Origin of the sequence: Staphylococcus gallinarum (assembly GCF_000875895.1) — a bacterium.
GTDB classification, from domain to species: Bacteria; Bacillota; Bacilli; order Staphylococcales; family Staphylococcaceae; genus Staphylococcus; species Staphylococcus gallinarum.
In genome coordinates this window covers 1-22,295 of the sequence record NZ_JXCF01000009.1, presented here as the reverse complement: position 1 = coordinate 22,295, position 22,295 = coordinate 1, and the positions used below count along the sequence as shown (strand labels likewise).

At 31.5% G+C, this 22,295-nt stretch carries 23 protein-coding genes and 1 pseudogene; 17 read left to right on the top strand and 7 right to left on the bottom strand.

All coding sequences use genetic code 11. The features are described 5' to 3' along the window. Positions 1 to 22: 22 nt before the first annotated feature. From SH09_RS08240 to SH09_RS08230, 3 genes are all read right to left on the bottom strand, one after another. Positions 23 to 1,096 (bottom strand): YihY/virulence factor BrkB family protein, encoded by a 1,074-nt coding sequence (locus SH09_RS08240; RefSeq protein ID WP_042739174.1) that lies wholly within the window; start codon positions 1,094 to 1,096, stop codon positions 23 to 25. A gap of 203 nt (positions 1,097 to 1,299) precedes the next feature. Next, positions 1,300 to 1,584 carry a magnesium transporter CorA family protein gene (locus SH09_RS08235; RefSeq protein WP_042739173.1) on the bottom strand — a complete coding sequence of 95 codons (285 nt, stop codon included), beginning with the start codon at positions 1,582 to 1,584 and terminating at the stop codon, positions 1,300 to 1,302. 6 nt (positions 1,585 to 1,590) lie between these two features. Beyond that, the gene (locus SH09_RS08230; RefSeq protein WP_042739172.1) at positions 1,591 to 2,055 is read right to left on the bottom strand and encodes a low molecular weight protein-tyrosine-phosphatase; all 465 of its coding nucleotides are present in this window, start codon (positions 2,053 to 2,055) and stop codon (positions 1,591 to 1,593) included. A gap of 154 nt (positions 2,056 to 2,209) precedes the next feature. On the opposite strand from SH09_RS08230, the gene SH09_RS08225 reads away from it, so the two are divergent. From SH09_RS08225 to SH09_RS17440, 4 genes and pseudogenes are all read left to right on the top strand, one after another. Further along, positions 2,210 to 2,392, top strand: coding sequence for a DUF1128 family protein (locus SH09_RS08225; RefSeq protein ID WP_082039199.1), 183 nt, complete (start codon positions 2,210 to 2,212; stop codon positions 2,390 to 2,392). Positions 2,393 to 2,410: 18 nt separating this feature from the next. Beyond that, positions 2,411 to 3,646: an aminopeptidase gene (locus SH09_RS08220; RefSeq protein ID WP_042739170.1), complete on the top strand. Its 1,236-nt coding sequence runs from the start codon at positions 2,411 to 2,413 to the stop codon at positions 3,644 to 3,646. 121 nt (positions 3,647 to 3,767) lie between these two features. Next, positions 3,768 to 4,289 (top strand): acyl-CoA thioesterase, encoded by a 522-nt coding sequence (locus tag SH09_RS08215; RefSeq protein WP_042739169.1) that lies wholly within the window; start codon positions 3,768 to 3,770, stop codon positions 4,287 to 4,289. Positions 4,290 to 4,591: 302 nt separating this feature from the next. Next, a pseudogene (locus tag SH09_RS17440) lies at positions 4,592 to 4,770 on the top strand (IS5/IS1182 family transposase); the annotation flags it as partial. 77 nt (positions 4,771 to 4,847) lie between these two features. Here SH09_RS17440 and yfkAB read toward each other — a convergent pair. Next, positions 4,848 to 6,002 (bottom strand): radical SAM/CxCxxxxC motif protein YfkAB, encoded by a 1,155-nt coding sequence (gene yfkAB / locus SH09_RS08210; RefSeq protein WP_042739168.1) that lies wholly within the window; start codon positions 6,000 to 6,002, stop codon positions 4,848 to 4,850. Between the two features lie 259 nt (positions 6,003 to 6,261). Between yfkAB and SH09_RS16340 the strand changes: the two genes are divergently transcribed. From SH09_RS16340 to SH09_RS08180, 7 genes are all read left to right on the top strand, one after another. Then, positions 6,262 to 6,435: an SE1561 family protein gene (locus SH09_RS16340; protein ID WP_107513199.1), complete on the top strand. Its 174-nt coding sequence runs from the start codon at positions 6,262 to 6,264 to the stop codon at positions 6,433 to 6,435. A gap of 94 nt (positions 6,436 to 6,529) precedes the next feature. Then, positions 6,530 to 7,048 carry a type 1 glutamine amidotransferase domain-containing protein gene (locus tag SH09_RS08205; RefSeq protein WP_042739167.1) on the top strand — a complete coding sequence of 173 codons (519 nt, stop codon included), beginning with the start codon at positions 6,530 to 6,532 and terminating at the stop codon, positions 7,046 to 7,048. Positions 7,049 to 7,707: 659 nt separating this feature from the next. Beyond that, positions 7,708 to 8,520 carry a monofunctional peptidoglycan glycosyltransferase SgtB gene (gene sgtB, locus SH09_RS08200; protein WP_042739166.1) on the top strand — a complete coding sequence of 271 codons (813 nt, stop codon included), beginning with the start codon at positions 7,708 to 7,710 and terminating at the stop codon, positions 8,518 to 8,520. Between the two features lie 211 nt (positions 8,521 to 8,731). Next, positions 8,732 to 9,550, top strand: coding sequence for a recombination regulator RecX (gene recX, locus SH09_RS08195; RefSeq protein WP_042739165.1), 819 nt, complete (start codon positions 8,732 to 8,734; stop codon positions 9,548 to 9,550). Continuing rightward, complete coding sequence (locus SH09_RS08190) at positions 9,528 to 9,842, top strand: YfhH family protein (protein ID WP_042739164.1); 315 nt, start codon at positions 9,528 to 9,530, stop codon at positions 9,840 to 9,842. The genes recX and SH09_RS08190 overlap by 23 nt, the downstream gene beginning before the upstream one ends. 15 nt (positions 9,843 to 9,857) lie before the next feature. Next, on the top strand, positions 9,858 to 11,390 hold the full coding sequence (locus tag SH09_RS08185; protein ID WP_042739163.1) for an ATP-binding cassette domain-containing protein: 1,533 nt from the start codon (positions 9,858 to 9,860) through the stop codon (positions 11,388 to 11,390). A gap of 9 nt (positions 11,391 to 11,399) precedes the next feature. Next, entirely contained in the window at positions 11,400 to 12,245 is an 846-nt protein-coding gene (locus SH09_RS08180) for a sugar ABC transporter permease (protein WP_042739162.1), read from the top strand. Between the two features lie 118 nt (positions 12,246 to 12,363). On the opposite strand, the gene SH09_RS08175 is transcribed toward SH09_RS08180, so the two are convergent. Next, entirely contained in the window at positions 12,364 to 13,341 is a 978-nt protein-coding gene (locus tag SH09_RS08175; protein WP_042739161.1) for a metal-dependent hydrolase, read from the bottom strand. A gap of 120 nt (positions 13,342 to 13,461) precedes the next feature. On the opposite strand from SH09_RS08175, the gene mutY reads away from it, so the two are divergent. From mutY to SH09_RS08160, 3 genes are all read left to right on the top strand, one after another. Continuing rightward, positions 13,462 to 14,508, top strand: a complete 1,047-nt coding sequence (gene mutY, locus SH09_RS08170; RefSeq protein WP_042739160.1) for an A/G-specific adenine glycosylase — start codon at positions 13,462 to 13,464, stop codon at positions 14,506 to 14,508. A 74-nt stretch (positions 14,509 to 14,582) separates the two neighbouring features. Next, a complete protein-coding gene (gene ntdP, locus SH09_RS08165; RefSeq protein WP_042739159.1) occupies positions 14,583 to 15,125 on the top strand; it encodes a nucleoside tri-diphosphate phosphatase in 543 nt (180 codons plus the stop codon). Between the two features lie 207 nt (positions 15,126 to 15,332). Next, positions 15,333 to 17,069: an ABC transporter ATP-binding protein gene (locus SH09_RS08160; RefSeq protein WP_042739158.1), complete on the top strand. Its 1,737-nt coding sequence runs from the start codon at positions 15,333 to 15,335 to the stop codon at positions 17,067 to 17,069. 58 nt (positions 17,070 to 17,127) lie between these two features. Here the strand turns inward: SH09_RS08160 and SH09_RS08155 are convergent, their stop codons facing one another. Further along, entirely contained in the window at positions 17,128 to 18,222 is a 1,095-nt protein-coding gene (locus SH09_RS08155) for an FUSC family protein (RefSeq protein ID WP_042739157.1), read from the bottom strand. A gap of 76 nt (positions 18,223 to 18,298) precedes the next feature. Beyond that, positions 18,299 to 19,588, bottom strand: coding sequence for a glutamate-1-semialdehyde 2,1-aminomutase (locus SH09_RS08150; RefSeq protein WP_042739156.1), 1,290 nt, complete (start codon positions 19,586 to 19,588; stop codon positions 18,299 to 18,301). Positions 19,589 to 19,669: 81 nt separating this feature from the next. On the opposite strand from SH09_RS08150, the gene bcp reads away from it, so the two are divergent. From bcp to perR, 3 genes are all read left to right on the top strand, one after another. Then, positions 19,670 to 20,125 carry a thioredoxin-dependent thiol peroxidase gene (gene bcp, locus SH09_RS08145; protein ID WP_042739155.1) on the top strand — a complete coding sequence of 152 codons (456 nt, stop codon included), beginning with the start codon at positions 19,670 to 19,672 and terminating at the stop codon, positions 20,123 to 20,125. A 6-nt stretch (positions 20,126 to 20,131) separates the two neighbouring features. Further along, positions 20,132 to 21,082, top strand: coding sequence for a phosphoglycerate dehydrogenase (locus SH09_RS08140; RefSeq protein WP_042739154.1), 951 nt, complete (start codon positions 20,132 to 20,134; stop codon positions 21,080 to 21,082). A gap of 95 nt (positions 21,083 to 21,177) precedes the next feature. Continuing rightward, on the top strand, positions 21,178 to 21,627 hold the full coding sequence (perR, locus tag SH09_RS08135; protein ID WP_042739153.1) for a peroxide-responsive transcriptional repressor PerR: 450 nt from the start codon (positions 21,178 to 21,180) through the stop codon (positions 21,625 to 21,627). The last annotated feature ends 668 nt before the right edge of the window (positions 21,628 to 22,295 follow it).

Genomic DNA, 22,295 nt, shown 5'->3' with positions numbered 1-22,295 from the left:
CTTTTTATTATTAATTTTATATTTATATATTCTGTTGATTATTGATTTCTGCTAATGTTTGTTCTTCTGGTGTTTTACCGGCGATTACTTTTCGTTGATGCATAATTGCATTAATTTCAGCGCCAATAATGATAATAAAACCAGTAATGTATAACCAAAGCATTAATATGATAACCCCGGCGATACTACCATATGTTTTAGAATAGTTGGCAAAATTAGAAATATAAATACTAAATAGGTAAGTCCCACCTAAAAATACAATTGTTGCAAAAATAGCACCAGGTATAACAGATTTCATTTTAATCTTCACATTAGGTGCTAATGTGTACAATACAACAAAAGCTATAAACACAATAATGAGAGGTAAAATAAATCTCACTAAGTTAAAAATAATCTTAACTTGTTCACCAAGACCGAGTGGACCAAATAGCAGTGCACCAATTTGCTGGCCAAATGTTGGTAAAATCATTGCAATTGGGAAGATAATAACCATTGCTAGTGTGAAAAGTACACTGAGTAATTTAGAGACGATAAAGTTCCTACTGTCTTCAACATCGTATGCAACGTTAAATGAATTCATGATTGCGGTCATACCATTAGAAGCTGACCACAATGCCATTATTAAACCGATTGAAAGTAAGCCACTACTTGCGTTGCCCATGATATCTCCAATTATAGATGATACTTGGGGTGCGTAATCTGGTGGTACATGTTCTTTAATCATAGAACGAATTGTCGACTGTTTTATACCTACCATAGGAACTATAGACAATAAGAATAGTAACATTGGAAAAAGTGATAGCATAAAGTAATATGATAATTGTGCAGATAGACCTGATGCATCATCTTTACCAATACGATAAATTAAATATGAGAAAAAATTAGAATCCTTGGTATACTTTACAGGTTTATTAATGCGAGATACAAAAAATGTTTGATTTTCTTTCTTTGCTGACTTTGATTTGAATTGATCAGGTGTGATATAAGTTCGATCACGTTTCGATTTACTTTTATGTTCATTTTGAGTATGTGTTTCTTGTTCTTCCTCTTTAATTTCATTAAGGAATTCAGAAGTACTTCGTTTTTGTTTAGACATATCAAAGCTCCTTATGTATTATATTTTCATATACCACTTTAATATACTGTAAAAATTGTTTTTGGTAAATATGTGTTACGTGATTCTTTCTATAAAACTCTAATTTATCTTTTTTAAAAATATTGTTTAGACTTTTGATTGTATAAAAAAACAATACCAGAGCAAATGCACTCTAGTATTGTTTGCAAAGTGGTTAAATAAAGTTAACCATTTAAACGATTATTTTTACGGTCTACAAATGTATCCTTTGCATCCTTTAATGAACGTTCTAATTCAGGATTGTTGCGTCTAATTTCTTCAACTACATCTTTCCAGTAAAGAACTTCATCTTTAATATTCCCAATTTTTGAAGGTTTTTGTGAACGATTACCTTCTTTAGCATCTTTAATTGATTGTTTTAATGATTGGCGTGTTGATTTATCTGCTAAAGTTATAGTGCCTCCAATCACGGCACCTAATAAAATTCCCGGTATTAATTTGTTTTGCATGTCGTGTTACCCCTCTCCTAAATTTGAATCTTTAAGTATAAAATCAATTAAATTATCACAAGATGATTGTACCATTTTATATACACCTTCGAAATTATTTGTATAGTATGGATCAGGGACATCTGTTTCCTCCATATCACTAAACTCTAATAGTTTAAACAATTGTCCTTTGATATTTGGGTTGATGTTACGTATGTTTTCAACATTACTTTGATCCATTGCAATGATATAATCGAAATCATCTGTAGATGTGAATAACTCACTAATCATTCCATCAATCGAAATATTATTTCGTGATAGTATGTCTTGCGTACCTTCATGTGGTGGTTCACCGAGATTCCATTTACCTGTACCTCGTGAATACACCTTTATGTCGGTAATGTTGCGTTCTTGTAATCTTTGTCTCATGATGCCTTCAGCCATAGGTGAACGACAAATATTTCCAAGACAAACAAATGCTACTGAAATCATTGTGTACCTCCAAATTGTATAATCCTAATTCCCATTTTAAAGCTTTTTTAATCATTTCTAAAGGGCATTTATGATAAAAGTTTAACAAGATAGGTAATTTTGATAAAATAAAACGTAAAAAGAGGTGAGTACTGTGACAACAAGAAATGAACAAATGATTGAAGAAATTCGTGAAAAATTAAACTTGGTTAATCAAAGTTTAATTGATCCAGAAAAATATAAGACTGCGAATGAAGAAGAAGTGCAAGAAATCCATGAGTATGTTACTTCTAAAGATTCTTTTACTCCAAGTGAAACAGCGGCTATTGCAGATGCACTTGGACAACTTCGCAAATAAACAAAGGAGCGTGTTAATATGACAAATTTACAAGATAAGTTACAGCAATATGCGCAATTACTCGTAAATGTAGGTATGAATGTACAAAAAGGGCAACCGGTATTTATTCGTTCAAGTGTAGACGCATTAGAATTGACACATTACATAGTTGAAGCTGCTTATGAAAGAGGAGCTTCAGATGTTAAGGTTGAATATAGTGATGATCGGTTAACACGTTTGAAATTTGAACATGAATCGTTAGACCATTTTGAGAATAATGAAGTTAAAGCATATGAAGTAGAAAAAAGAATGGATTATGTTAATAGAGGTGCAGCAAACCTTGCGTTAATCACTCAAGATCCAGACTTATTGAACGGAATTGGTAATGATAAATTAGGAACTTTCCAACGCGCATATTCAATTGCGTATAAAGGCTATATGGAAAAAAGCCAGAAAAATGAATTTCCATGGTGTGTTGCCGCATATCCTTCTAAAGCTTGGGCGAAACGTGTATACCCTGAGTTAAATGAGGGTGATGCATATGAGAAATTTATTGATGAAGTGTTAGATATTGTTCGTGTAGATGGCAATGATCCGGTTGAAAATTGGAAAAATCATGTTGCTAACTTAAGTAAACATGCAGAAAAATTACAAAGTAAACAATATAAAGCGCTACAATATATCTCTGAAGGTACAGATTTAGAAATAGGATTACCTGATGGCCATATCTGGGAAGATGCGACAAGCTATACAAGTAAAGGACAAAAATTTGTTGCCAATATTCCTACTGAAGAAGTGTTTACTGCACCACATAGAGCGAAAGTAAATGGTTATGTAACGAATAAATTGCCATTAAGCCATAATGGTAATATTATAGATGGCTTTAAACTTACGTTCAAAGATGGTGAAGTTATAGATTTTGAAGCAGCTCAAGGAGAAGCGGTATTAAGAGATTTATTAAATACTGATGATGGTGCCAAACGTTTAGGGGAAGTTGCATTAGTACCTGATGATTCCCCAATTTCAAATAGAAATACGATTTTCTATAATACGTTATTTGATGAAAATGCATCATGTCATGTTGCATTAGGTGCTGCATATGCATTTAACCTTCAAGGTGGTACAGAAATGACTACTGAAGAGAAAATAGAGAATGGACTAAATGATTCATTAATACATGTTGACTTTATGATTGGAAGTTCGGACTTAACAATATATGGCATTACACAAGATGGTAAAAAGGAATTAGTATTTGAAAATGGTAATTGGGCATAAATTCTAATAACTGAGATATAAACGATGATGAAAATTATAATGGGAAAAATTGAATTAAATCTTGTTTGTATAAATAATTTACAGATAGGTCATACGACTTAAAGAGGGGATATGAGTATATATGGGAAATCGAAAGAGTAAGCCAATGTCAGAAGGACGTAGTGTGAAGGCGTTACAAGTTTTTCCACAAGACACTAACCACCATCACACAATGTTTGGTGGAACTATGATGGCTAATATTGATCAAATTGCTGCTATTACAGCTATGAAACATAGTAATGCACAAGTGGTGACAGCGTCTACGGATTCTGTAGACTTCTTGAAGCCAATAAAAACAGGAGATGTTGTATCTTACGAAGCGATGGTCACATTTGCAGGCACATCATCTATGGAAGTATGTGTACAAATTATAATTGAAGATGTATTGAATAATGAACGTCATTTAGCAGCACTTAGTTTTTTAACATTTGTTGCATTGGATGATCAAGGTAAGCCTGTTGGAGTCCCAGACGTATATCCTGAATCTGAAACTGAAAAATGGTTCCATGATACGGCGCCTGCTCGCGTTAAACGACGTAAAGAACGTCGAACAGAGAGTAAAAACACAATAGAATTTTTGTCGAATGTACAAAAAATAGAATAAAGTATAGGTGTTAAATTCTTAAATGATGAAACTATCTACAGAACATTATTGTTTTGTAGGTAGTTTTTTTATATGTTGTGTTGTAAATCATTGTTTCGTAAAGCTCATCAAAGGTTTTTGATCATTAATGGGCTTGTTATTGATCGCTTATCTAGGGGGATGGATCGAGCATTGGTCTTGGCACTCGCCCTAATCCCTCAGGTGTCTCGAAAACAAGACGAAGTGCATATATCATTACTACAAAAAAGAAGACACTTCGTATAATTTAATAAACATACTAAACTAAATTAACGAGGTGTCTTATGTATAAAAATTTTAAATATATCTCAATTAACTCTACCAATGGAAACTGTAATACTTATACCTAAAACCGACATCGCACCTATTGAATATCATTTAGTAGAAACAATTCCACAAAAATGTATGCAACCATTTCTATGGTGCTTCTTTTTATCATCCTAAAAGGATGTTAAAAGTCATCGAATTTATTTTAATCTGTAAGACGAATGTCTAGGCTCATGTAATATATTCACTTATAAATACTTATTACATATGATTTTATGTCATTGAATATATACGGTGCATTTGACGTTCTTTTTCTTTAAAGTCAGTATTAGGGTAATACATATTTTTTACTAATACATTTGGACCCAAACAATTAAATTCTGAACAATGACAATTTAATGATTGTGCTAAAGGTGTTTGTAACCATTGATTAAAGACATCTGGTAATTTATCTGATTTGATATTAGAAATAGTTCCATTTTCATCACCAAAGTCAGTCACAATGACATTACCAGTAAACACATTGACATTTAATCTGTTTCGTCCGTCAGGATCATTTCTCATAGTAACATTTTCAGTATCACGTAATCGTTGAAGTAATGCTTGGTCTTGTTCATCATTGATACAAGGGTAAATAGGCAATGTACCAAATAACATCCAAGTATTAGGATCACGAAAGTCTAATAAATGATGAATTGCTTTTTTCATATCAGCTAATGGTAAGACTTCTAATTGACTGGCAAAATCAGCAGGATACATCGGATGTATTTCATGGCGACTACATTTCATATCATTTACAATTTCTTGATGTATTTTTTCTAAATGGGGTAAGGTACTTTGGTTTAACATTGTTTCTGCAGATATAAACATACCTTGTTCAGACAATGTACGTGCATTAGTAATCATTTGATCGTATAACTTTAATTTAGCTTTGATTGGTGGTTGTTTTTCCATTGCTCCAAAGCCAACATCGGTGAATGTATCAATTGTTCCCCAATTGTGAGAGATGTGCATTACATCAATATATTCTGCAATGTCTAAATATCTATCTAATGGCAATGTTAAGTTTGAGTTCATTTGGACATAGATGCCACGATCGTAGGCATATTTTAACAATGGTTTAACAACATTTCTTATAGATTTTTTAGAGAACATTGGCTCTCCACCAGTAATTGACATCGTTTTTAGGTGTGGGATTTCATCTAATCTGCGATAAATCAAATCCATTGGTAATGGGTCAGGGTCCGTTGTTTGTAATGTATAGCCTACAGCACAATGGCTGCAACGCATATTACATAAATTAGTTGTCGTAAATTCTATATTACTCAACGTCAATTGATTATGTGCCTGAATATCGTTATATGATTCCCAAGGGTCGTTAGTAATCGTGATAGGTTTTTTAGTATTCACACTATAGGTGTTTAGCATTATTAAAACTTCCTTCTTTTTGCTTTTCTATATTTAAATGAATTGATTAGCGGTTATCATGTACAGATTGAACATTTATCATTACTAATAGCTACTTATAATGAATTAAATTTTATGTAGTAATCATTATAGGTATATAAATGATTATGATAATAGTACTAATTCTTCTATTTTACTATAAATATTATTCAGACTATACCTATTTTTGTCAAATTCATGTTAGGATTAACATATCTTATATAAAGGAGTTCCTTACAAAATGAATGAAAACCAAACAATTGATCAAATTAAAACAAGATTAGAAAAATTCATTGATGACATTGATCATGTAAACCCTGATGAAGTTAGAGTGGAAGATATTGATGAATGGATCGGACTTTTAGATCAATTAGAGGAAAAAGTTAAAACAGTATCTAAATCAAATGATCAATAGTATCTATAGGTATTCAGATTTGTTTAATAATGTTTAATTCACGTTACTTTTGTCTATATAAAATATAGAACATAAAAGAGAAAGGTGATATTACATGGCTAAAAAAGTAGCAGTTATTGTAACTGATGAATTTGAAGATATTGAATTAACAAGTCCACAAGAAGCAATTGAAGAGGCAGGTCATGAAGTCGTTATTATTGGTGATGAAGCAAATAGTGAAGTCGTTGGGAAACATGGCGCAAAAGCCACTGTTGATTTAAGTATTGCCGATGCAAAACCAGAAGACTATGATGGTTTATTAATCCCAGGTGGTTTCTCACCAGACCATTTACGTGGTGATTCTGAAGGTAGATACGGTACATTTGCTAAGTACTTCACTAAAAATGACGTGCCAACATTTGCTATATGCCATGGTCCACAAATATTAATTGACACAGATGATTTAAATGGTCGTACACTTACTGCTGTATTAAATGTACGTAAAGACTTATCTAACGCTGGTGCGCAAGTAGTCGATGAATCAGTAGTAGTTGATAAAAATATCGTAACAAGCCGTACACCAGACGATTTAGACGATTTCAATAGAGAAATTGTTAATCAACTAAATGACTAGTTATAACGTAAACACAGTGTTTGATAATTATTTAAGTCATCACTTTTAAATCAATTTGAGTCTGGGACATAAATACCCAGCATTAAGCCCATCAAAGATTTTTAATCTTTGATGGGCTTGTTATTGCTTGCATACCTTGATAACTTGAGGCTGGGTCAATCCTCCTTCTCGACACGCATCCTACTTTCTCAGGTATCTCGTAAACAATACTCAGTTCTTATATATTGTTACTACAAAAAATAAGACGCTTTATATTGAAGTAATTGAGACAGAAATTATCACTGAGATAAACTAAGTATTGAAAAAACGAGTTAAGTAATGAAGAATTAAGTAAAATTACAAATCATTAACAGTAAAAATTATCGATTTTAATTTAGTCTGAAAGACTAATGTCCTAGACTGTTTTATTAATTAATTTGATTAAAGCAAAAATGTTATTTTCTATTAATATAGTAGAGAGTGACATTTTTTTATTTGCTCACTAAGTAAAAATAACTATTTATTTGAAGTAAATCTATTCATTTGAAAGCTTTTTAAAACTTGATATTGAGATATTCATACACCTTGCGACTGATTTTTGTACTTTCTTGTAGATAAACGTTTAAACTCTTGTTAAACTCACTTATAATATAGTGAGAGCAATATAAAGGAGCTGCCGCATGAAAAGAAGCGATCGTTACAAGCAATCCACAATGCAGTCAAAAGAGAAAAATTATAATCAGCCCTATCACAACACTTATGTTCAACCGGTGAGTAAACCGCAGAAAAAGAAAAAAGGTAGGGGTTTAATATTCAAAATATTATTACCAATCGTATTAATCTTCGCAATTTTTATAGGTGTTATGTATGCCTTATCTTTGCAAGCAAATGTTGATGACTTAAAGAGTATAGAAGATAAATCAAGTTATGTATCTGCTGCAGACATGCCTGACTACACTAAAGGTGCATTTGTAGCAATGGAAGATGAACGCTTTTACAAACACCATGGCTTTGATTTCAAAGGTACTTCTCGAGCATTATTTTCAACTTTAAGTGACAATAATGTTCAAGGTGGTAGTACATTAACACAACAAGTTGTTAAAAATTATTTTTATGATAACGAACAATCCATCACACGTAAAATTAAAGAATTGTTTGTAGCGCATAGAGTTGAAAAGACATATGATAAGGATCAAATTTTAAGTTTTTACGTAAATAATATTTACTTTGGAAGTAATCAATATACAGTTGAATCAGCTGCTAATCATTATTTTGGCACAACAACGAATAAGAATAATTCAAATTTACCGCAAATTACTGTGTTACAAAGTGCAATGTTAGCCAGCAAGGTGAATGCACCTAGCGTATATGATTTAAATGATATGTCAGATAATTTTATTAATAGAGTTAAAGTTAATTTAGAAAAAATGAAACAGCAAAACTATATTACTGAAGAGCAATATCGTACAGCTATTGAACAATTAGGTGTATAAGTAGAAACTCAACATCTCACGTAGGTGTTGAGTTTTTTGTATCAATAATTTCAATATATAAAATTGTAATTTATAATAGGAAAGGTGGAACAGTATATATAGCTAATGAGGTAATATTTTTTTGAAATAAAGCTTAAAAAAACATTATAATAGTCACTATAATTCCATTCATATGTGATATAAGTTATTCTTATTAAGTGGAGTGAGTAAAATGCCGAAAATCACAAAAATAGAAGTGCAAAAAAACAATAAAGAACGATTCAATTTATACTTAGATGAAGCATTTGAAATGGGAATAGATGTTGATACTTTTGTCCAATTCAATTTGAAAAAAGGTCAAATCTTAGAAGCGAGTGATATGGAAAAGATTCAAAAATACGAGTCATATCGACAGGCTTTAAATGCAGCAATACAATACCTTTCTTATAGAAAAAGAACTGAATTTGAAGTACAACAATATCTAGTTAAGAAAGAATTTTCTGAAATGGTAATAGCTAAAGTAATTGATTATTGTCATAAAGAAAAGCTAATTGATCATAATGATTTTGCAAATAGTTTAAAAAATACAATGATTTTGACTACTGACAAAGGTCCTGGGGTATATAAACAGAAGTTGCATCAATCTGGTATTGAAAAATCAATTATAGATGAATACGGCCAACTATATGAAGCGGAACAACCTTTGGAAGATATTCTGAAATTAGCTAATAAAATTTGGAATCAAAAAAAGGGACCAAGTATTAAAAGAAAAGAAAAATTAACGCAATCACTATTACAAAAAGGCTATTCCTTTGAAAAGATAAAAGAAGTTATGTCTGAAATGGATTTTTCACAATCTGAAGAAGAGGTTGATCTATTAATACAGAAAGATTTAGAAAAAGTTTATAATAAAAATACGAGAAAATATACGGGTAGTCAATTAATCAATAAGACAATAGAAGGTCTTATGAGAAAAGGTTATACCTATGATAAAATCAAGTCAAAGTTAGAAGAGAGTGGTATCAATAGTGGAACAGAAGAAATTGAGTGAGATGAGTGAAATTGAATTAAGACATGAAATTCAAGGTTATAAAGAAAAAATGAGAAAAGCTGAGATGAATGGCATTTTAAATGAATATGACGTCTATCAAAGTAAAGTCATTGTGGCCGAAAGCTATTTAGTTGATAGAACTAAAATAGAAATAGGTAAAATTTATAAATTAAATGATGGTACAGATAGTTATTTTAAGGTGGAACGTCTAAAGGGCATATTTGCATGGGGATTTAGAATTAATAGTTCAGAACCTGAAGAAGGATTGCCAGTAGCATTATTAAAATTGTAGAAGGATGACGATAGAATGGGTAGTTCAATTATTTTAAAGTTACTTAATGTAACGCATTATTATAGAAATAAACAATCTAAAAAATGGTATCTACCTTTTGGTTATGATGCTGAAGATATAGAATTGAATAATATTAACCTACATATCTATCAAGGTGAGGCTTTAGGTATTATTGGTGAACCAGAATCTTCTAAAGAACGTGTCGGTCGTATTTTGAGTGGTGAAATTAAACCTGATAAAGGTAAGGTTGTAAGAAAGACTGATTTATTTTATGCAGATATGCAAGATAGGTCGATGCAAGATAATACTGTACTTGATTATGTGAAAAATGCGGTATTATTATTTCCATATAAAGCATCTGAACATAAAGTGGAACAGATTTTAAAATATGCTCATTTAACAGAAGCGGAAACGACGAAGATAAATGAATTAACGGATGAAGCATATGCGCGTCTATTATTTACGTTGGCGCGTACATCTAATGCTAATATTCTTATCTTTAACCAAGTTATCACACATTTGGATGAGACATTTTTTGAGCGTGCAATTGAATTAACGGATGAATACATAAGCAAGAGTTTAACTATGGTCATGATAGAGGATGATGTCGAGCGTGTTGCAAGAACGAGTAATTATATAGCTTGGTTCTCACATGGTCAATTAAGAAAGGAAGGCTCACTGAAACAAGTCCTACCGCTTTATAGAGATCATGAAATTGATCGTACTTCTTTAGAAACAGCTGAGGAAAAAGAAAATTTTGATGTGGACTGGAAAAAATCTAGGGCACGTATACCTGAATTAACATATAACTTTAGACGCGTTGAACGTTATAATCATGTAAGACCACCAGTTTCGTTATATAGATTTTGGAGTTTAATCAGTATATTTTTAATAGGGCTGATCATAATGGCTCTTTTAATGTTCAATGACATTGGTAAATTAAATATTAACCAAAATATTGATCAGTCTACAATTCAAAACCAACATAAAAACCCATATGAAGAAAAGCTAGCGTATGGAATTGTACTTGCTGATTCTGTGAAATTAGATAGCATGCAGAATACTGCTGCAAAGACAGTTGCTAAATATGGATTTGTTACGATAACAGGAGAAAATACAAAATATTACCGTGTGGTAGTAGATAACAAGAATTATAGAATTGCGAAAAACAAATTACGTTATTTTGATCCAGCAGGTTTGTTTGAATCACATAGTTTTAAAAGTATAGCACCATATATGCATAAAAATTATAGTAACTATAATGAATTTTTTAACAGTCACTTACATAAAAAGCATGGCAAAGTGACAGATTCGTTAGTACCAGAAACTGATAAAGATAATCGATTTGTTGTACCAATTGTACAACAGCCAATATCAATGATTTTCAATGATCAAAATAAATTAACAGGCTTTACTATTCCGATAAAGGATAAAGATAAATTGAAAAAGAAATTTGATATTGAAGGTGACTTCTGGATTACTAAATCAGGTGACGGTTACTATATGGCAGATTTAAAAAATAATAAATGGTTATATATTGAATTGTAGGTGTGAATAATGATAGATAGTTTGATTAATTTTTATAAAAATATACCATATCTGTTAAAACATGTTTTGGTACGTTTTAAAGAAAGATGGATATGGTTTGTTGCGCCATTCGTTGCTAGCATTATTATCTTATTAATTATGATGTTGGTATTTAAAATGAATAACACAGAAGAAATAAAACAAGCGCGTGCGTATTATCGATTAGCAGCACTTACAAGCTTTTCTTTTATGTGGATAACGATTTACCAAGTTTATTTGATTTATAAGAAAGATTACTTCATTAGTAAGTTATATAATATAAATCCGATTTTCCAAAATATTATTATTACTATAGCGTCTAGTATCTTAATGTTTATTTCACTTATTATTATCATTTTTGCGACGCCAGTTAATATAGAAAGCTCTGTTATTTCCACATTATATTATGTGATAATGGCTTTAATATTCATGGTTGTTGTATCAACTATTATGGGTTTAATTTCTATATTAACGACGAAATTAAATTTAATATATTACATTATTTCAGCGATAACATTTTTTATTGTGCCAATTATTTTTATTCCAACTACAAATGAAGGTATTGTGACACATATTTTAATGTTAAACCCGGTATATTATCTTATTGAGGGCGTTTCCCAGTCAGTCGTTTTAGGCGCGTTGAGTTTAAATAATTTACCATATCATATTTACTTCTATTTATTTATTGGATTGTTATGTGTCATTATATATGCTTTGTATCGTACAATTGCTAATAAAAAATATATATTTTTTACACGTAAACAACAAAAAATAGCTAGCCAAACTGAAATTAATGATGAAGATTCTGAAGCAGTTCAAAATTCAAATCCTTCTTAATAGATACGTAATTAAAAAAATAACCCTTAGCTATCATTGTCAACGACTTAGACAAGATAGTTAAGGGTTATTTTAATTGCAAAATCTAACTTAGCATTCTAAAACAAATAGCAAATTGTTATTTTGCAAAAAGTTTTTTTTGCAGTTTATCTTCACTAAATACCCAACCGATATAGGAATGATCGATATTATTTTCCGAATCTAGATGTGCAATGGCAACAAAAGAATAATGTCCGTTTTTTAAATAACGTAAATCAATCAAACGAATTTCAGTAGTACCATCATCATTTTTAGTCGCTTGCCAACGATAAATAGAAGAAAAGTTTAAAAAAGTTTTAATGTTTTTATCGTTTTTTACATAGTCCATTAAATCGTCACTTGGAAAAGGATGACGTTTTGATTTATCACTAAATACAATGTTTCTACTAAAACTTCGACCAACGTAATCATATGACTCTGTTTGAATAGCCACGCGCCACTCAAAAAATTTCATGGTAGGTGCAACGAATACTTTGACCGGTTGATGCTCTTGTTGTATTTGTTGCAGTGCACGTTTTTTAATAATTGCTTGCATTCGAAACCGAATTATATAATATATAACAAGTACGCCAATTAAAGGGAAAAACACAGCAAAAGGATGTAATCCAATTACCCAAAGTGCAATGCCAATACACCATATTACAAAAATAATTGGATCGAATGTATTAATGACGCTAAGTTGAATCCATTTATTCGTAATAGGTCTCAATGCCTGTGTACCATATGAGTTGAATATATCTACAAATACATGTAAAAAAACTGCGAGTTGCGCCCATAACCATATGTGAGTGATATCAACATTTTTAAAGAATGTGAAGATAAATAATGCTATTAATAGAGGCCATAATATTGTAAAAGGGATTGAATGTGTGATACCTCTATGATTTGATATATAAGTTGCATTATCTTTTAGCTTTAGCACTGTATCACCGTCAGGGATGAGGGAGCCGACTACTAAAGTTGTTGCAGTTGCTGCAAAAGACCCAGCCATTGCAGGATCTTGAGTTGCTAAAGCGGTTAAGCCTATGCCCATGACAATATGTGTAGCTGTGTCCATAATGTTTCACTCATTTCGTATCAATGTTACATTTATTATAATCGAATTTTTAAAATAATAAAAATATCCCAACTAATTACAAGAAAAAAATTACGTGAAAAATAGAAAGAGATGTGTGTGATGTTTAAAGAAAATGAATTTAAAACGAATTTAGTTACATGGTTTGATGAAAATCAACGTGAAATGCCTTGGAGAGAAACATCCAATCCATATTATATATGGTTGAGCGAAGTGATGTTACAACAAACACAAGTAAAAACAGTTATAGATTATTATCTTAGATTTACGAAAAGGTTTCCCACAATTGAAGATTTAAGTAACGCACATGAAGATGATGTATTAAAATACTGGGAAGGATTGGGCTACTATAGTAGGGCTAGAAATTTTCATACAGCAATTAAAGAAGTCGCTGATAAATTTCAGGGGAAAGTGCCTGATGACCCACAACAATTTGCCGATTTAAAAGGTGTAGGACCATATACACAAGCTGCGGTTATGAGCATTGCATTTAACCAACCATTGGCGACGGTTGATGGAAATGTCTTTAGAGTTTGGTCTAGGTTAAATAATGACTACAGGGATACCAAATTACAGTCAACAAGAAAAGCATTTGAACAAGAATTATTACCATATGTACAAAATGAATCTGGTACATTTAATCAAGCGATGATGGAATTAGGGGCACTCATTTGTACACCTAAAGCGCCACTCTGTCTATTTTGTCCGGTTCAAACACAGTGTGAAGCATTTGAGAAAGGGACTGTATTGGAATTACCTGTCAAAACAACAAAAGTAAAGAAAAGACATATAAAGCAACATGTTTATATCGTAAAAAATGAAAATAATGAATATTTAATTGAACAACGAACACAAAAATTACTTAATCAAATGTGGGAATTTCCAATGTATGAGGCTGAAAGTAATGAAAGTATACAGCAAACGTTAGGACAGGAAATTTCATTTAATGAAAAACCTGTATATACATTAAAACATCAATTCACTCACATTACATGGGATATATCAGTGTTTGTTGCAGAATCAACGATAACGAAAAATTCACTTGTATTACCTGAAAATATGACCTGGATGAAACTTACAGATAAAGCATCATATAACTTTCCAGTAAGTATGACTAAAATTTATAATCATATTTGTCAGTCAGAGTAGGTCTAAACTCGTTGCAAGAAACAAAGATATGTTATAATTTAACTTGTGAAATCTAAGAAAAGGTGGTGTGGAGCATGGTTAAAGAATCCATACCTAAAGAAGGACAGACGATAAAGATTCAAAGTTATAAACATGATGGTAATATTCATCGTGTGTGGTCTGAAACTACTATATTAAAAGGTACGGATCATGTTGTTATCGGTGGAAATGATCATACTTTGGTCACTGAAAGCGATAGTAGAACATGGATAACGAGAGAACCAGCGATTGTTTATTTTCATTCTGAATATTGGTTTAATGTGATATGTATGTTTAGAGAAGATGGTGTATATTACTATTGCAATCTTTCGTCACCCTTTGTGTGTGATGAAGAAGCGTTAAAATATATCGATTATGATTTAGACATAAAGGTTTATCCAAATGGCAAATATCATTTGCTAGATGAAGATGAATATGAACAACATATGAAACAAATGAATTATTCATCTGATATTGATGAAATATTAAGACGTAATGTCGATATTTTACAACAATGGATAGAACAAAAGAAAGGGCCTTTTGCTCCCGACTTTATCAAAGTGTGGCGTGAAAGATATAAGAAAGTAAGAAATTATTAAGCATATTTAATGAGATAAGTTAGATAATCATTTATAGTAATATAGGTATGTCTTACAAAATGTAGTTATGCTATATTTTGTAAAAAATATAACTGTAATCGCTAGCGTAATGATTAACTAACTAAGATAATGCGTTTACAACAGCCTTAGTTGAATTTCAACTTGGGCTGTTTCATTTGTAATAATATTTTTGGGGGGAAATGTATTATGATTCGCAGATATTTAAAGTTTGTGCAACCATATAAATGGCGAATCATTGCTACAATTATTATTGGTATTATTAAATTTGGTATCCCTATGTTAATTCCGTTATTAATTAAATTTGTTATTGATGATGTAATAAATAACGGTGACATATCGACACCAGAAAAATTCACAAGATTATCTATTGCTCTGGGTATAGCAGCATTTATTTTTGTGATTGTCAGACCACCAATAGAATTTTTAAGGCAATATTTGGCACAATGGACAAGTAACAAAATTTTGTACGATATTAGAAAGAAATTATATAACCATTTACAAGCATTGAGCGCTCGTTTTTATGCTAATAACCAAGCAGGGCAAGTTATTTCAAGGGTGATTAATGATGTAGAACAGACAAAAGATTTTATACTTACTGGCTTAATGAATATCTGGCTAGACTGTATAACAATTGTGATTGCACTCAGTATTATGATGTTTTTAGATGTGAAATTGACATTGGCAGCAATCGTAATCTTCCCGTTCTATATTTTAACTGTTTATTTTTTCTTTGGCCGTTTGAGAAAGTTAACACGTAAGAGATCTCAAGCACTAGCAGAGGTTCAAGGATTTTTACATGAACGAGTTCAAGGTATGTCTGTCATTAAGAGTTTTGCTATTGAAGATAATGAAGAGAAAAATTTCGATAGACATAATAGACACTTTTTAGATCGTGCGTTTAAACATACTAGATGGAATGCCTACTCATTTTCAGCAATTAATACTGTGACAGATATTGGTCCAATTATCGTAATCGGCGTGGGTGCGTATTTTGCGATTACAGGAAATATTACAGTTGGTACTTTGGCTGCATTTGTGAGTTACTTAGAACAACTATTTGGACCGCTCCGTCGATTAGTTTCTTCATTTACAACATTAACTCAAAGTTTCGCGTCTATGGATCGTGTATTTCAATTAATGGATGAAGGATACGATATAAAAAATAAAAAAGGCGCATTACCAATTGAAATTAAAAAAGGTCATATCGAACTAGATCATGTTAGTTTCAAATATAACAGTGATGAATCTACTATATTAAACAATATAAACCTTGATATTAAACAAGGTGAAACAGTAGCATTTGTTGGTATGAGTGGTGGAGGTAAATCAACCTTAATTAATTTGATACCGAGATTCTATGATGTTTCTGATGGTGAAATCCGCATTGATGGTACAAATATTAAGTCTTATCTTACGGGTAGTTTAAGAAACCAAATTGGTTTAGTGCAACAAGATAATATATTATTTTCTGATACAATCAAAGAAAATATTTTACTTGGGCGACCAGATGCAACTGATGAAGAAGTGATAGCAGCAGCTAAAATGGCGAATGCTCACGACTTTATCATGGATTTATCTGAAGGATATGACACTGAAGTTGGTGAAAGAGGCGTAAAATTATCAGGTGGTCAGAAGCAAAGAGTTTCAATTGCACGTATATTCTTGAATAATCCACCAATTATTATTCTAGATGAAGCGACAAGTGCATTAGATTTAGAAAGTGAAGCCATTATTCAAGATGCGTTAAACGTATTAAGTAAAGATCGTACAACGTTAATTGTGGCTCATAGATTATCTACCATTACACATGCTGATAAAATTGTGGTTATTGAAAATGGAGAAATTGTTGAAGTTGGTAATCACGAAACCTTATTGAGTAAAAAAGGTGCGTATGAACATTTATACAGTATACAAAATCTTTAACAATATATAGAAGAAACCCCAAACACTAATAGTTAAGTTAGTGTTTGGGGTTCTTTTGTTATAAGTCAAAATCTTCTGCCTCAATATCAATTTCATTGTCATTACGATGATAAGAAAAGAAACTGATACGCAATCGGTCGAGATGTTCGAGTATATATCGGTATTCTTCGATTGCTGCAATGATTTGCATTATATTTGCATATGAATATTCTGTTTGATAAGGCGATTTAATAATTTCCTTCTGAAAGGCATCCATTAAATCTTTCTTTTGTGGATTTTCAATTTGACTATCTAATTGACCTACATCATATCTTGCTCTTTTGGATAGACTGACAAATATTTGCTCATGATATGCAATAAGCGTATCAATTTCTAACTTTATTTGTAGTAATAATTCGTGGTTGAGATTGTGCAAGTCATTTTGATAGCGATTCATTCTCTTTAATACTTCATATGCTTGTCTAGTACTACGAACGACTTCTTTAAATAGTATCTTCTTCCTATTTTGCGAAAAGACTTGCTTCTTGGTCCATGGATTTTCCTCTTCGTAATAACCAAATACCTGTTCTAATCTATTGATACGCTTACTAATCAATCCTCTATCTTCTTTAATGTTCTGATATTCAGAAGTATCATTCAAGACTAATTTAAACCACACGAATATGTCAGAGCATATGTTTTGAGAATTATAGTATATTTTCGATTCAAACTTTGGTGGTAAAAATAACAGATTAACAACAGATGAACTTAAGACGCCAATCATAACAAGTACGAAACGATAAAATGCAGATATATAAAAGTTTCCAGTGTGCTGTCCCATAATTATCAATGCTGTCACACTCGCTAAAGTCGCCACATGTGCGAGGTTAAATCGGAATAATATAGCTATTAATAAGATGACAGTGACTCCTAATATGACTACGTTATTACCAAACACTGTAACCATAGCTACAGCTAATAAAGCTCCTACTACATTACCAAGTGCTTGTTCTGATACAATCTTTAGCGATCGATAGACACTTGGTTGCATTGCGACTACTGCACTGACTCCAGCAATTGCTTTTAATCCAGCTTCATTAGGTAGTAGAGAAGCGATAAACAAAGCAAGTATAATAGCTATACCTGTTTTGAGAATACGAGCTCCTAATTTCAAATGTACCGCTCCTTCATCATAAAATATTATTTTTTATTTATACTTGTTATACAACGATTGTCGATAAAATTCAAGTTTATTTCATTTGGCTAAATGCATAGTCAGCAGCAGCTAAAGTTTGGTCAATTTCTTTTTCAGTATGTTCTGTAGTTAAGAACCATGCCTCAAATTTGGAAGGTGCTAAATTAATCCCTTGATTCAACATTAATTTAAAGAATTTTGCAAAGGCTTCTCCATCTGAATTCTCTGCTTGATCATAGTGTGTTACTTTTTCATCTGTAAAATAGAGTGTCAATGCGCCATAGACTCTATTTACTGTTGCAGTAATGTTATGTTTACTAATTAATTCATTTAATCCATCTTCTAATCTTTTACCTAAATTATCAAGGTGTTCATAAACACCATCTTGTTCAAGAACTTCTAATAAAGCTATGCCAGCTTTCATTGAAAGAGGGTTACCTGCCATTGTACCAGCTTGATAAGCAGGGCCTAAAGGTGCAACTTGCTCCATAATGTCTTGTTTACCACCATATCCGCCGATAGGAAGTCCGCCTCCGATGATTTTTCCAAAAGCAGTTAAATCAGGATAAACTTTATATAAATCTTGGGCACCGCCGTAATGGAATCTAAATGCTGTGATAACTTCATCATAAATTACTAAACTACCATTATTATGTGTAAGTTCATTAACTTGTTCTAGAAAACCTGGTTTTGGTTCCACCATACCAAAGTTTCCTACTATTGGTTCAACTAATACACAAGCTATATCATCTCCCCAATATTCCAATGCTTCTTTATATGATTCAATATCATTGTAAGGAACTGTAATTACTTCCTTTGCAACACTTTCAGGAACACCTGCAGAGTCAGGGGAACCTAATTGGGATGGCCCACTACCAGCAGCTACTAATACTAGATCTGAATGTCCATGATATTGACCAGCAAATTTCACAATTTTATTACGCTTAGTATATGCTCGAGCTACTCTGATTGTGGTCATCACAGCTTCTGTTCCAGAATTAACAAATCTTATTTTTTCTAAAGAAGGAATTGCATCGCGTAATTTTTTAGCAAAATCAATTTCTAGTTCTGTAGGGGTACCATATAACACACCAGAAGCAGCCTGTTCTTGAATTGCTTTAGTAATATGTGGATGTGCATGACCAGTAATGATAGGTCCGTATGCCTGTAGATAGTCAATATATTTATTTCCATCAACATCAAATAAGAAAGGACCTTGTCCAGAACGCATCATTACAGGAGCGCCACCTCCAACGGCTTTATATGAGCGAGAAGGTGAGTTCACCCCTCCTAATATATATTCATTAGATGCTTGTTGAAGTCTTTCACTTTCAGTAAAATTCATTAATATCAACCTCTTTTAATTTTATATTTTCGCCTATTATCGTATCATAAAATTAATAATAAACAGAATAGGGTGAGTTTGATGTTGAAAAAAGGCGATATGTTTCCACAATTTAAATTAGAAAATCAAAATGGTGAAGTTATTTCTAATGAAACAATTAAAGGTAATAAGACAGTACTTTACTTCTATCCGAGAGATAATACACCTACTTGTACTACGGAGGCTTGTGACTTTAGAGATAACTTGGCTAGCTTTAATGAACTAGGTGTTAATGTATTTGGTATTAGTGGTGATAGTAAGAAAAAACACCAAAACTTTATTGAAAAATTAGGGTTAAATTTTGATTTGCTAGTTGATGAAGATTTCCAATTATCCAAAGCTACAGGTGTTTATCAATTGAAGAAATCATTCGGTAAAGAATCTATGGGAATTGTTCGAACAACATTTATATTAGATGAAGAAGGAAAAGTCATAGATGTTATTGAAAAAGTAAAAGTAAAAACACAGATGGAAACACTTAAGAATATATTGGGGTGATGTTAGGTGAAAGTCGTGAGTTTGAAAAGATTAGGAGATTTGGAACAAGAGCTGACAAATCGGTTTCCAGATGTCGAATTTCTTTTTACTAAAGGTGTAAATGAAATTGCTAAATCTGATAGATCAACGCTCGATATTTTAATTGGCTATGATAGCAACTTAGATGAAAGCTTTTTAACTGAATGTCCAAACTTAAAATGGATAGCATGGTATGCAACGGGTGTTAATAAACTGCCGTTAAATTATATAGCTAATCAAAATATTTTACTGACAAATGGTAAAGGAATTCATGCAAAACAAATGGCAGAGTTTATTACTGCCTTCATCTTAGATGATTATAAAAAAATGAGAACTTCATATATAAACCAACAAAATAAAGTATATGATTCCAAACTAACAGCTGATAGAGTGGGTAAACAAACCGTACTTTTTTTAGGTACAGGAACAATTGCTCAAAGAACAGCGCATGTGTTACAAGCTTTAGATATGAATATCCTAGGTATTAATACTACAGGGCATAAAGTAAATGGCATTAATAAGACCTATGCATTAAAGGAGTTATTGAGTGTATTACCGGAAGCGGATATAGTAGTTAACACATTGCCAGAAACAGCGAACACGATTCATCTATTAACAAGTGAGCATTTCTCACAAATGAAAAATACAGCATTATTTATAAATGTTGGTAGAGGATCCATTGTTAAAGAAGATATATTGATTAAAGTGTTAAAGGATAGCGTAATAAGACATGCTTATCTGGATGTTTTTGAGAAAGAGCCTTTAACGCAACAAAATGAGCTGTTTAATTTATCAAATGTAACTATAACTGCTCATATAACAGGCAATGGAAAGGAAAACTTCCAAGAAGCTACAGATTTATTTACAAAGAATCTAACTCATTTTCTCAATAACAACCATCTAATTGAGAATGAAGTTGATGCGAAACAAGGTTATTAATGGATTATAATGTTTGTATATTGACATATTCCTTAATTAGAAGTTATATTTATATTAAGTAATAATAATTATTAAATAGAAAGATGGTGAACGATATGAGTGCAGAGATGGACACAATTGAACATGAGTTAGAAGATTCAATAGCATCTTTAAGAAATGCAGGGATTAGAATCACACCTCAAAGACAAGCAATATTAAAGTATCTTATTGCATCAGAGACACATCCTACTGCTGACGAAATTTATCAAGCACTTTCACCTGATTTTCCAAATATTAGTGTTGCGACAATATATAATAACTTACGTGTCTTTAAGGATATTGGACTCGTTAAAGAATTGCCTTATGGTGATTCCTCTAGCCGATTTGACTTTAATACACATAATCACTACCATGTGATCTGTGAGAGTTGTGGTAAGATTGTAGACTTCCATTATCCACAGTTAGATGAAGTGGAACAATTAGCACAACATGTAACAGACTTTAATGTTACGCATCACCGAATGGAAATTTATGGACTATGCAAAGATTGCCAAGATAAAAAGTAAGAGTAACATCGTTATAAATAACTAATTATAGAAGAAACACGTCTCAATTTGATTGATTCGTGTTTTTTTTTAATTTCAAAATTTATAGCAATTAAAGTTGCTGCTGAATTAAACAGGGTAGTGATTTTGAATATTTATAATACGAAAATTAAAACCTTTTTAAAATAATGATGCTTAAAATCATGAAAATGAGGTAAAATATAAGCAATATAGCCACAAATATTTACACTATTTTAAATCTATGTACATATTATCGATAATTAGTAATTACAAAGGTAAAATTAAACCTAAAAATATTGATAAATATGATTGACGATTACGAATTCTCTTGATATTATATAAAAGTCGTCAAAACAAGGCGGCGAACGAATTTAACTTCTCAAACAAATATTTAAAAAGTGTAAATTTGACACTTGTTAATGTGATTGAAAGGTTATACAATATTAAATGTTGAGTTAACAAACGCAACAAACTTAATAAAATAAAAAAAGAAATTTATTCTTGACTTAATAAAAACTTAATGTTAAAATAAATTCTTGTAACACATTAATGAACATTGAAAACTGAATCGCAATATGTCAACGTTAATTCCGAACACAACGATAATCGTTGGTTCAAAAAACGTGTTAATGATAACACAAATTAGTATTTTATGAGCTAATCAAACA

Coding starts and splice junctions, on each gene's coding strand:
- SH09_RS08240 (WP_042739174.1), bottom strand. CDS start 1,096: ATGTCTAAACAAAAACGAAGTACTTCTGAATTCCTTAATGAAATTAAA.
- SH09_RS08235 (WP_042739173.1), bottom strand. CDS start 1,584: ATGCAAAACAAATTAATACCGGGAATTTTATTAGGTGCCGTGATTGGA.
- SH09_RS08230 (WP_042739172.1), bottom strand. CDS start 2,055: ATGATTTCAGTAGCATTTGTTTGTCTTGGAAATATTTGTCGTTCACCT.
- SH09_RS08225 (WP_082039199.1), top strand. CDS start 2,210: ATGATTGAAGAAATTCGTGAAAAATTAAACTTGGTTAATCAAAGTTTA.
- SH09_RS08220 (WP_042739170.1), top strand. CDS start 2,411: ATGACAAATTTACAAGATAAGTTACAGCAATATGCGCAATTACTCGTA.
- SH09_RS08215 (WP_042739169.1), top strand. CDS start 3,768: ATGGGAAATCGAAAGAGTAAGCCAATGTCAGAAGGACGTAGTGTGAAG.
- yfkAB (WP_042739168.1), bottom strand. CDS start 6,002: ATGCTAAACACCTATAGTGTGAATACTAAAAAACCTATCACGATTACT.
- SH09_RS16340 (WP_107513199.1), top strand. CDS start 6,262: ATGAATGAAAACCAAACAATTGATCAAATTAAAACAAGATTAGAAAAA.
- SH09_RS08205 (WP_042739167.1), top strand. CDS start 6,530: ATGGCTAAAAAAGTAGCAGTTATTGTAACTGATGAATTTGAAGATATT.
- sgtB (WP_042739166.1), top strand. CDS start 7,708: ATGAAAAGAAGCGATCGTTACAAGCAATCCACAATGCAGTCAAAAGAG.
- recX (WP_042739165.1), top strand. CDS start 8,732: ATGCCGAAAATCACAAAAATAGAAGTGCAAAAAAACAATAAAGAACGA.
- SH09_RS08185 (WP_042739163.1), top strand. CDS start 9,858: ATGGGTAGTTCAATTATTTTAAAGTTACTTAATGTAACGCATTATTAT.
- SH09_RS08180 (WP_042739162.1), top strand. CDS start 11,400: ATGATAGATAGTTTGATTAATTTTTATAAAAATATACCATATCTGTTA.
- SH09_RS08175 (WP_042739161.1), bottom strand. CDS start 13,341: ATGGACACAGCTACACATATTGTCATGGGCATAGGCTTAACCGCTTTA.
- mutY (WP_042739160.1), top strand. CDS start 13,462: ATGTTTAAAGAAAATGAATTTAAAACGAATTTAGTTACATGGTTTGAT.
- ntdP (WP_042739159.1), top strand. CDS start 14,583: ATGGTTAAAGAATCCATACCTAAAGAAGGACAGACGATAAAGATTCAA.
- SH09_RS08160 (WP_042739158.1), top strand. CDS start 15,333: ATGATTCGCAGATATTTAAAGTTTGTGCAACCATATAAATGGCGAATC.
- SH09_RS08150 (WP_042739156.1), bottom strand. CDS start 19,588: ATGAATTTTACTGAAAGTGAAAGACTTCAACAAGCATCTAATGAATAT.
- bcp (WP_042739155.1), top strand. CDS start 19,670: ATGTTGAAAAAAGGCGATATGTTTCCACAATTTAAATTAGAAAATCAA.
- perR (WP_042739153.1), top strand. CDS start 21,178: ATGAGTGCAGAGATGGACACAATTGAACATGAGTTAGAAGATTCAATA.